The organism is Caulobacter sp., assembly GCF_049283275.1.
Lineage (GTDB): Bacteria > Pseudomonadota > Alphaproteobacteria > Caulobacterales > Caulobacteraceae > Caulobacter.
This window is the reverse complement of the sequence record NZ_JBAPVS010000367.1, coordinates 23,839-34,106: the sequence shown is the minus strand read 5'-3', so window position 1 is coordinate 34,106 and position 10,268 is coordinate 23,839. Positions and strand designations below refer to the sequence as shown.

Sequence of the window (10,268 nt, the reverse complement as noted above, 5' to 3'; positions counted from 1 at the left end):
GTGAGCGGGCTCGGTTGGATCACCCCAGCGCCGCGACCCTCTATCCGCTGTTCGTTGGCGCCGCGAGCCCGGACCAGGCCAAGGCCGTGGCGGCGGCGACCCGCGCCCTGCTGCTGGCTCCCGGGGGGCTGCGCACCACGACGGTCTCGACCGGTCAGCAGTGGGACACCCCCAACGGCTGGGCCCCGCTTCAGTGGGTGGCGGTGTCGGGCCTGCGCCGCTACGGCGAGGAGAACTTGGCGAAGGACATCGGCGAGCGCTGGCTGGCCACCGTCGAGCGCGAGTACCAGGCCAGCGGCAAGATGCTCGAGAAGTACGACGTCGAGGAAGCCAAGGCCGGCGGCGGCGGGGAGTATCCGCTGCAGGACGGCTTTGGCTGGACCAACGGCGTGACGCGGGCCTTGCTCGACCTCTATCCCGTGCCCTAGCAGCGCCCACGCCTTTCCAGGCTCACTCCTCGCCAACGGCCAACTCTGAAGTCGTCCTTTTCGTGGCGACGCCGGCAGCGCTCAAAGGTCACGCCGCCAGACCCCGGGTGAGGTAAGACCTCGCCTAAGTCGCGCCGTTCCCGAGCCGAGCAAGGCGGCATTTCAGGCGAAATCCTGAGCGGCGTGGCGCTCGCCAGTGGCGTCGCTGATGGCTTGACGATCTCGCACAACGAGCATCTCGCAACGACAAGGCTACGGGGGCAGTCAGAAGGGGAACTCCGGGAAACTTTGGAAAACCCCGAGAACCTCCCGGCGGGTCTGGCGCGCCCTGCTGGATTCGAACCAGCGACCGCTCGCTTAGAAGGCGAGTGCTCTATCCAGCTGAGCTAAGGGCGCGGACCCCGTGGGACCCTAGAGAACCTCGGGTGGGAAACTTGCGGCGTAAAGCCTAGTGCGTCCAGGGTTGGCGGCGGCCGGCGGCGAAGTTGTCGGCGTAAGCCTTGATGATCCGCTTGGGCGTCTTGGGCTCGAACAGCTGAAACGAGATCTCGTGTCGCTGGGCGTAGGCCACAGCCTCTTCGCGAGTCTCGAAGTTCAAGCGCACCTGGCCGTTCATGTCGCTGGACTGGGTCCAACCCATCAGCGGGTCCGAACGTCTGGCCGAGGCCGGTTCGAACTCCAGCACCCAATCCTTGGTCTTGGCCTTGCCGGACTGCATGGCGGTCTTGGCGGGGCGGTAGATGCGCGCGAGCATGAAAGCCTCTCCAGGTCGAACGTCACCCCTTTCAAAGGGGTCTAGGTGGTCGGAGCGGCAGGATTTGAACCTGCGACCCTCTGGTCCCAAACCAGATGCGCTACCAGGCTGCGCTACGCTCCGAAACACCGAGCCGGTGCTCTACAGGGCTTCGTCGCCGGGGGCAAACGGAACGGAGGCGCTTTAGCCCTTCGGGAAGATTTTATTGAGCACCCGGTCGCCCGGCAGGATGCCCAGCTGGGCGGCGCGGCCGCCGGGGATTTCCAGAACGCCGCGAATGATCCCGCCCGAGGGCAGCGGCGTCTCGTCGTGCGGCACGGCGTTGCGGGCGATCGACAGCACCCGGCCGTCGGGGGCGATATAGAGGATGTCCAGCGGGATCAGGGTGTTCTTCATCCAGAACGCCGCGCGTTGGGGCGGGTTGTACGGGAACAGCATGCCGCGGTCGGGGGCCAGCGACTTGCGGAACATCAGGCCCCGCTCCTGCTCGGCCTTGGTCACGGCCAGCTCGACGGTGAACTTGACCCGTCCTCGGCTGGTCAGAATCTCGACCGTGTCGAGCTTGCTCGAGGGCGTCGGCGCGACCGCGGCCGGCCTGGGCTTGGCCTGCCAGGCCTGGGCCGGAGCGGCGGCCAGCAGGCCGGAAAACAAGGCCAGGACGACCAGCGCCAGGGCGCGTCGTCCGATCGTCTTCATGGATGTCACGCGCGCCTCATCGTCCTCGCCGCGTCCCGCGACGCGGCGATCCTACGACGTCACGCGTCGATGGCGAAGTCCGTCCTGAGAGTCAGTCCTCTCCGGGGGTGATCTCGGCGACCACCAGGCCCTTGGGGCCCTCGGCGAAGCGCACCATCACGTCGTCGCCCGGCTGCAAGTCTTCCAGACCGCCGCGACGCAGGGTCTCGATGTGCACGAAGATGTCGCCCGGCTGGCCGTCTCGGACGACGAAGCCATAGCCCTTGGTGCGGTTGAACCACTTGACCTTGGCGCGCTCGGCCGGCCCGACGGCCTCCAGGGACGGGCGGCCGCTGTCGATCCCGGAGCGGAAGCCGTGATCGCGGCGCAACCCCATGCCGCCGTCGCCGAACGTGCGCTTGGGGCGTTCCATCGGAACGCTGGCCGCGCTTTCGTCCAAATCCACCACCTCGGACACCTGCCACCCCTTCGGGCGCTTGACCACGTCGCAGACGATGACCGCCCCCTCCAGCGCCGTCTCCCGCCCACAGTTGCGCAGGGACGTGACGTGCAGCAGCACGTCCTTCAGGCCCGTCTGGCCCGGATCGTCGGGGACGATGAACCCGTACCCCTTGCCCGTATCAAACCACTTCACACGCCCGCTGATACGCACGAATTCCTCATGCGATCCCGAGTCCTCGAAATCGAAACCAGACATTCCGCCCCTCTGGCTCGCCCAGACAGCCCAGGGGGCGAGCACCACAGAATAACACTGTTCTTGCGATAGGAGAGCCGTCAATAACCAATTGACGCGAAAGGGCGATCGGAAAGCCCGCGCGACATTTCGTCGCAGCAGCTAGACCGACATCAACCTGAAATGCCTGTGGTGGGTGGTAGTCCCTAGGGGAGTCGAACCCCTCTCTCCAGAATGAAAATCTGGCGTCCTAACCGATAGACGAAGGGACCACGGCGCCTGCATTAGGCGGGTATTCGCATGTAAAGTCTAAGTAGGCTTCGCGGTGGTAGTCCCTAGGGGAGTCGAACCCCTCTCTCCAGAATGAAAATCTGGCGTCCTAACCGATAGACGAAGGGACCACGTCGCCGCGAAGAGCAGGCGATATACAAAGCTTCCCCCCATGGCGCAAGCGACTGGGAGCAGTTTTTTCAAGTCATTCGCATGCGGGGGTCGGCGATGTCCTCGATCTCCAGCTGAACCCCTTCCCGGCCCATGTAATCGTCCGGTTTCAGGCGTCCCACGACATGCAGAGCCCCGCCGCCGGCCAGCAGGCGCTCGCCCAACGGGGTCTCGGCCGAACGCCAGGAGATCGCCTTGATCCGATCGCCCGAGGGTCCGACCAGGTCGACGCGGACGTGGCCGCCCTTCATCGCCATCACCCGCTCGGGACGGACGCCGGCCAGGGCGAACATGGGCTCGGGATTGCCCGGACCGAACGGCGCCAGTTGCTGGAACTCGCTCCAGAGCGCGCGGTTGGCGGCCCGGGGCTGGACCAGGGCGTCGATATCCACGCCCTCGACGCCCACGGCCTCCATCTCGCCGGCCAGGCGCTCTTCCAGGAAGGCGCGGAACTCGGGAATGGAATCGGGACGGATCGACAGGCCCGCCGCCATGGCGTGACCGCCGCCGGCCATCAGCAGGCCCGCCTCGAAGGCCGCCTGGATCGCCGCGCCCAGGTTGACGCCGGGCTGGGAGCGGCCCGAGCCCTTGCCGACATTGGCCGCGCGGTCGATGCCGATCACCACCACGGGCTTGCGATAACGTTCGCGCAGGCGGCCGGCGACGATGCCGATCACGCCAGGATGCCAGCCCTCCCCCGCCACCACGATGACCGGGGCGTCGGGATTGAAGTTGCTGCCGCGCTCGAGCATGGCGGCGGCTTCCTCGACCACGGCGGCCTCGACCGCCTTGCGCTCGGTGTTCAGGCCGTCCAGCTCCTCCGCCAAGGCCTGGGCCTCGATCGGATCGTCCGTGGACAGCAGGCGCGCGCCCAGGTCCGAGCGGCCGATCCGTCCGCCGGCGTTGATGCGCGGGCCCAGTATAAAGCCGGCGTGGAACACGGACGCCGGACCCGAGCCCTTGCCGACCTCGAACAGCGCCTTCAGGCCCGGATTGCCCCAGCTGGACATGGTCCGCAGGCCCAGGGTGGTCAGGGCGCGGTTGAAGCCGACCAGCTGGGTGACGTCGCAGACCTCGCCCATGGCCACTAGGTCCAGCCACTGGCGCAGGTCGGGCTGCGGCCGCTCCTCGGTGAACAGACCGCGCTTGCGGGCCTCGCGGTTGAGGGCGGCCAGCAGCACGAAGGTCACGCCGGCGGCGGCCAAGACCCCCTGCCCGCTCTGGCAGCCCGGTCGGTTGGGATTGACCACGGCCGCGGCGGCCGGCGGGTCCTCGCGCATCAGGTGGTGGTCGATCACCACCACCTCCAGTCCGATGGTGGCGGCGCTGGCGATGGCGTCATAGGCCGCCGCACCGCAGTCCAGGGTGACGACCAACTCGGCGCCGGTGTCGCGGATGGTCTTGAAGGCCGCCGGGCTGGGGCCGTAGCCCTCGGTCAGGCGGTCGGGAATGTAGATCGGCAGCTCGACGCCCATGTAGCGGAACCAGCGCACCAACTGGGCGGCGCTGGTGGCGCCGTCGACGTCGTAGTCGGCGAACACCATGGTCGAGCGGCCGCTTTCCAGCGCGTCGATCAGGATCTCGGCGGCCCGGTCCATGTCGGTGAAGCTGGAGGGGTCGGGGAACAGCGCCTTCAAGGTCGGCCGCAGATAGTGCTCGGCGGCGTCGACGCCCACGCCGCGCGAGGCCAGGGCCCGGGCCAGGGGCTCGGACAGACCGTGGATCTGCTGGTGGCTGCGGGCCGCCGCCGCGTCGCCCGGCCGCTCGCGCCACGCCCGGCCGCTGATCGAGCGGGCGACGTCGAGGAAATATTCGGAGGCGACTGGAGCATGACCGTCGGCCATCGCTTAGCCCTCCCGCGTGGAAAGGCTGCCGGAAATGCGGAGCTGGGCTGTCGTGGTCATCTCCCGAACCTACGCCTTTTGGCGGATTCGCTCCATGCGGCGCGAGGTTGGAAGATAGAGCGTGGATGCGTCAAAAGCGGACGGGACGCTGGACGGGGACATGCCCTGCGGCGTGTCCCGCGAACAAGCGCCGCGCCTGCCGGTGGGGACACGCCGCAAGCGCATGTCCCCGGCTTAGGCCGACAGCTCCGTCACCAGCGTCACCTCATTGGCCGAGCCCAGCACCACCGGCACGCGCTGGTGCAGCTTGGTCGGTTGCAGGTCGAGGATCGGGGTCTTGCCGTCGGTCGACTGGCCGCCCGCCCGTTCGACGATCAGCGACATCGGGTTGGCTTCGTAGAGCAGACGCAGCTTGCCGGGCTTGTCGGGCTCGCGAGCGTCCCACGGGTACAGGAAGATACCGCCGCGCATCAGGATGCGATGGACGTCGGCCACCATCGAGGCGACCCAACGCATGTTGAAGTTCTTGGCCCGCGGACCCGCCTTGCCCTGCAGGCAGCCGTCGATGTAGCGCCGCACGGGCTCGGCCCAATGGCGCTGGTTGGACATGTTGATCGCGAACTCGGCGGTGTCGGCCGGGATAGCGATGGTCTGATGAGTCAGCCGCCAGGCGCCGTCGGCGTCCAGCGTGAAGCCCACAACGCCCTTGGACAGGGTCAGCACGAGCATGGTCTGCGGACCGTAGACGGCATAACCGGCCGCGACCTGCTGACGGCCGGGCAGCAGGAAGTCGGCCTCGGTGGGCGCGACGCCCGACGGCGCGGGCAGGATCGAGAAGATCGTGCCGACCGACACGTTGACGTCGATGTTGCTGGAGCCGTCCAGCGGATCAAAGGTCACCAGGAAGCCGCCGACAGCCCCGGTGATCTCGATCACCTCAAGCTCCTCGGACGCCAGGCCGGCCACCAGGGCGCAGCCCTGCAGCGCGTCGCGCAGGATGTCGTTGGTGATGATGTCGAGCTTCTTCTGCTCCTCATCCTGGACGTTGACCTGGCCGGCCGCGCCCAGGCTGCCCGAGATCGCGCCCGAGGCCACGACCTTGCTGATCTTGGCGCAGGCGCCGGCGATCACGGTCACGACGGCTTTCACCTCATCGCCAGCCGGCTCATTGGCGAGCCATCCGGCGAGATCGGTCAGCGTGGTCATACAGGGCCTCGTAGGGGAGAAAGGATTCGCGGGTGACCTTAGCGGAAGCCTAGGCCTTCCGCTTCATACGCACTTCGCGGACCGTGCCGGTTGATGAATTCATGACCAGCGTGTGAGTGTGGACAAAGCCGTCCTTGTAGGTCACCCCATCCAGCAGGTTGCCCCAGGTGACGCCGGTGGCCGCGAAGATGGCGTCGTCGCGGACGATCTCGTGCAGATCGTACTTCTTGTCGAGATCGGTGATGCCCCACTTGGCGGCGCGGGCCTTCTCATCGCCGTTGCGGAACAGCAACCGCCCCTGGAACTGGCCGCCAACGCATTTCAGCGCCGCACAGGCGAGCACGCCCTCGGGCGCGCCGCCAGAGCCGACATAGAGATCGATGCCGGTCGAGGGATCGGTGGTGGCGATCACCCCGGCCACGTCGCCGTCGGTGATCAGATTGACCCGCGCGCCCACCGAGCGGACGCTGGCGATAATCTCGGCGTGACGCGGACGGTCCAGCACGCAGACCGTGATGTGTTCAGGCGCAACGCCCTTGGCGGCGGCCACGGCCTTGACGTTTTCAGCGGGCGACTTGTCCAGGTCGATCACCCCGGCCGGCAGGCCCGGACCGCAGGCGATCTTGTCCATATAGGTGTCGGGGGCGTTCAGCAGGCTGCCCTTGGGCGCCCAAGCCATCACCGCCAGCGCATTGGGCATGGCCTTGGCCGTCAGGGTGGTGCCTTCCAGCGGGTCCAGGGCGATGTCGATGGCGGGCCCCTGCCCCGTGCCGACCTTCTCGCCGATATAGAGCATGGGCGCCTCGTCGCGCTCGCCCTCGCCGATCACGATCTCGCCGTCGATCGCCAGTTCGTTCAACGCGTTGCGCATGGCGTCGACCGCGGCTTGGTCGGCCGCCATCTCGTCGCCGCGCCCGACCATCGACCACGAGGCGATGGCGGCGGCCTCGGTTACGCGGACCGCGTCCAAGACCAGCGATCGGTCCAGGGTCTTCGAACTCATCAACGTCTCCCAGCCTATGCGAGGCTTTTCGATCCGACCGCTTTGCGTGGTTCTCAGATACGCGCGACGCGCAAAAGGCGGGGACGCTCTAGCACGGCGTGCAATTTTTCGATGCGACTAATCGCGTCGAGGAGATTGGATTCGGGAGTCGCGTGCGTGACGAGCACGATCGGAACCCCCCCGGCCCCCTCGACGGGCTTCTGCAGGAAGCTGTCGATCGAGACCGCGCATTCGGCCAGGGTTTCGGAGATGGCGGCGATGGCGCCCGGCTCGTCCCGAACCATGATCCGCAGGTAGGCCTTGCCCACCGAACGGGCCGGATCGACCGCCACAAAGGGCTTGAGTTGGCCGGCTGGAGCCTGGAACACCGGACGCTTGGCGCCGGTCATCACGTCGGCGATGTCGGCGGCCACGGCGGCGGCGGTCGGACCGGCGCCCGCGCCCGGCCCCTGGATATAGATCCGGCCGATGCGCTTGCCCTCGATGAACAGGGCGTTGAGCGCTCCGCCGGCCTGGGCCAGCGGGTGCTCCAGCGGAACCAACGACGGATGCACCTTCACGGCCACCCCGTCGTCACTCTTGGCGGCGCCGGCCACCAGCTTGATGCGATAGCCCAGGTCCTTGGCCAGCTTGATGTCGAGCAACTCGACGTCGCTGATGCCCTCGATCTCGGCGGCGCCGAAGTCGGGCGCGCAGCCGAAGGCCAGGGCGGCCAGGATGCTGATCTTGTGGCCGGCGTCGAAGCCGCCGACGTCCATGGTCGGGTCGGCCTCGGCATAGCCCAAACCTTGCGCCTCGCGCAGCACGTCGGCGAAGTCGCGGCCGGTCTTCTCCATTTCACTGAGGATGAAGTTGCAGGTGCCGTTGAGGATGCCGGCGACCCCGACCACCTCGTCGCCGACCATGGCCTCGCGCAGCATCTTCACCGCCGGCGTGCCGCCCATGACGGCCGCCTCGAACAACAGCGGCGCGTTGTTGGCCTCGGCCAGGGCGGCCAGCTCCGCGCCGTGCTCGGCGATCAGGGCCTTGTTGGCGGTGACCACCGGCTTGCCCAGCTTCAAGGCCGCCTCGACGGCGGCCTTGGCCGGGCCGTCGCTGCCGCCGACCAGCTCCACGAACAGATCCACGTCCGGCGACGAGGCCAGGGCGACCGGATCGTCGAACCAAGTCAGGCTCGAAATGTCGACCGTGCGCGGGCGGGATTTCGAACGCGCCGAAACCGCCGTCACCACCGCCCGGTCGCCGGCCGGGGCGAAGTCCGGCTGCTCGGCCAGGAACTGCAGCAAACCTCCGCCGACGGTGCCGAGGCCGGCGACGCCGACGCGCCAGGTTTTCTGGGTCATGCTTGCATTCCTAATTCGAGCGGCCGAGCCACGCCCTACCCTCGCGGGTCGGCGGCTCAGACCTGTTCCATCTTGTTGTGCGCCTTGGCCAGGATGGAGTCGGCGTTGGCGATGAACTTCTTGACGTTGCGGGCGGCCTGCTTGATCCGCTGCTCGTTCTCGACGAGCCCGATGCGCACATAGCCTTCGCCGTATTCGCCGAAGCCGATGCCGGGGGCGACGGCGACGCCGGCCTCTTCGATCAGCAGGCGCGAGAACAGCATCGAGCCGGCGGCTTCGAACTGCGGCGGGATCTTGGCCCAGGCGAACATCGAGGCCGGCGGATTGGGAATGTCCCAGCCCGCCCGCGCCATGGACGACACCAAGGTGTCGCGACGGCCCTTGTAGATGGCGCGGATCTCGTCGACGCAGTCCTGCGGGCCGTTCAGGGCGGCGGCGGCGGCCACCTGCACCGGGGTGTAGGCGCCGTAGTCCAGGTAGGACTTCACCCGGGCCAGGGCGGCGCAGATGCGGGCGTTGCCGACCACCATGCCCACGCGCCAACCAGCCATGGCGTAGGTCTTCGACAGCGAGTTGACCTCGACGGCGATGTCCTTGGCCCCATCGACCTGCAGGATTGAAGGCGGCGGGTTGTTCTCGAAATAGATCTCGCCATAGGCCACGTCGCTGATCACCAGCAACTCGTGTTTCTTCGCCAGGGCGACAGCGTCCTTGTAGAAGTCCAGGTCCACGGACTGGGCGGTCGGGTTGGACGGGTAGGACAGGATCAGCACGCTGGCGGGCGGCACCGAGTGCTTGGCCGCGCGGCTGATGTTGGACAGGTACTGTTCTGGGGTCAGGGCCGGCACGTGGCGGATGACGCCGCCGGCCATGATGAAACCGAAGGCATGGATCGGATAGGCCGGGTTCGGACAGATGATCACATCGCCCGGAGCGGTCAGGGCCTGGGCCAGGTTGGCGAAGCCTTCCTTGGAGCCCAGGGTGGCGATCACCTCGGTGTCGGGGTTCAGCTTCACGCCGAACCGGCGGCCGTAATAGCCGGCCATGGCCTTGCGCAGGCCGGCGATGCCCTTGGACGCCGAATAGCGGCCAGCCTTGGGATCGCGCGCCGTCTCGATCAGCTTGTCGACGATGTGCTTGGGCGTAGGCATGTCGGGATTGCCCATGCCGAAGTCGATGATGTCAGTGCCCTCGGCGCGCAGGCGCGCCTTGATCTTGTTCACCTCTTCGAAAACGTAGGGCGGGAGGCGACGGATGCGGTGGAAATCGGAGGTCATGAAATGCTCATTGCGCCGCAGCGGCGCGCCGGGAGCGGATGTCGGGCATGGATAGACCCCGAGCGGGGTATAGCCAAGCCAGTTACGGGAATTTTATGCCTCCGTCGCCCTATTGGGGCTTGGACGGAGGCGCAGTAGCTCGGTCACGCGCCGCCTTCGCGAAGGCTTCGGTCGCGGCGCGGTCGGCGTCGGTGGGAATGTCGGCCGGCGGGGCCTTGCCCAGCTTGCGGGCCTTGAACGCGTAGCCTTCAGTGTCGGACAGGGTCCAGGTGCTGGGCGCTGTGTCGCGCCGCAGCTTGTCGCCGGCGACCTTTTCGGCGCCGACGGCCTTCTTGAACTCGACGTCCGGACGCACGTCGGTCGGGATCGGCGGAATGTCGACGAACCGCGGGGTTTTCGCGTGCTTGGACGCCTTGGCCGCGGCGTTGGCCTGGGCGGCCACAGGAGAGCTCGGATCGGCCGGTGGCGGCGAGAACGGCGAGATCGACGACATCGACGAGGCGCACGCGGTCAAGCCCGTCAGCAGACCCGTCAGGGCCACGCCGCGAAAGAGTACGCCAAGACGTACGATTTTACCGGTTTGGTCGTTCATCTTGTCTCAGG

The 10,268-nt window shown here is 67.5% G+C and carries 10 protein-coding genes and 4 tRNA genes; 1 reads left to right on the top strand and 13 read right to left on the bottom strand.

Annotated features, from left to right (window positions below):
• Positions 1-428, top strand: a 428-nt coding sequence (locus WAL33_RS21130; protein WP_422183947.1) for a trehalase family glycosidase, incomplete at its 5' end; no start/stop codon positions are given.
• Positions 429-747: 319 nt separating this feature from the next.
• Here the strand turns inward: WAL33_RS21130 and WAL33_RS21125 are convergent.
• The 13 genes from WAL33_RS21125 to WAL33_RS21065 form a co-directional block, all read right to left on the bottom strand.
• A tRNA-Arg gene (locus WAL33_RS21125) sits at positions 748-824 on the bottom strand.
• Positions 825-876: 52 nt separating this feature from the next.
• A complete protein-coding gene (locus WAL33_RS21120) occupies positions 877-1,182 on the bottom strand; it encodes an ETC complex I subunit (protein WP_422183945.1) in 306 nt (101 codons plus the stop codon).
• A gap of 46 nt (positions 1,183-1,228) precedes the next feature.
• Positions 1,229-1,305, bottom strand: a tRNA-Pro gene (locus tag WAL33_RS21115).
• 60 nt (positions 1,306-1,365) lie between these two features.
• Positions 1,366-1,878 carry a DUF192 domain-containing protein gene (locus tag WAL33_RS21110; RefSeq protein WP_422183943.1) on the bottom strand — a complete coding sequence of 171 codons (513 nt, stop codon included), beginning with the start codon at positions 1,876-1,878 and terminating at the stop codon, positions 1,366-1,368.
• A 91-nt stretch (positions 1,879-1,969) separates the two neighbouring features.
• Positions 1,970-2,575 carry a stationary phase survival cold shock domain protein CspD gene (gene cspD, locus WAL33_RS21105; protein ID WP_422183941.1) on the bottom strand — a complete coding sequence of 202 codons (606 nt, stop codon included), beginning with the start codon at positions 2,573-2,575 and terminating at the stop codon, positions 1,970-1,972.
• A 173-nt stretch (positions 2,576-2,748) separates the two neighbouring features.
• Positions 2,749-2,823: transfer RNA gene (locus WAL33_RS21100), tRNA-Glu, on the bottom strand.
• Between the two features lie 54 nt (positions 2,824-2,877).
• Positions 2,878-2,952: transfer RNA gene (locus tag WAL33_RS21095), tRNA-Glu, on the bottom strand.
• A gap of 69 nt (positions 2,953-3,021) precedes the next feature.
• The gene (gene recJ / locus WAL33_RS21090; RefSeq protein ID WP_422183940.1) at positions 3,022-4,836 is read right to left on the bottom strand and encodes a single-stranded-DNA-specific exonuclease RecJ; all 1,815 of its coding nucleotides are present in this window, start codon (positions 4,834-4,836) and stop codon (positions 3,022-3,024) included.
• A 234-nt stretch (positions 4,837-5,070) separates the two neighbouring features.
• Positions 5,071-6,042, bottom strand: a complete 972-nt coding sequence (locus WAL33_RS21085) for a class 1 fructose-bisphosphatase (RefSeq protein WP_422183938.1) — start codon at positions 6,040-6,042, stop codon at positions 5,071-5,073.
• A gap of 49 nt (positions 6,043-6,091) precedes the next feature.
• Entirely contained in the window at positions 6,092-7,045 is a 954-nt protein-coding gene (gene glpX, locus WAL33_RS21080) for a class II fructose-bisphosphatase (protein ID WP_422183937.1), read from the bottom strand.
• Between the two features lie 53 nt (positions 7,046-7,098).
• A complete protein-coding gene (locus WAL33_RS21075; protein WP_422183935.1) occupies positions 7,099-8,388 on the bottom strand; it encodes a homoserine dehydrogenase in 1,290 nt (429 codons plus the stop codon).
• 56 nt (positions 8,389-8,444) lie between these two features.
• Entirely contained in the window at positions 8,445-9,665 is a 1,221-nt protein-coding gene (locus tag WAL33_RS21070) for an LL-diaminopimelate aminotransferase (protein WP_422183934.1), read from the bottom strand.
• A gap of 109 nt (positions 9,666-9,774) precedes the next feature.
• A complete protein-coding gene (locus WAL33_RS21065; RefSeq protein ID WP_422183933.1) occupies positions 9,775-10,257 on the bottom strand; it encodes a hypothetical protein in 483 nt (160 codons plus the stop codon).
• Positions 10,258-10,268: the final 11 nt, after the last annotated feature.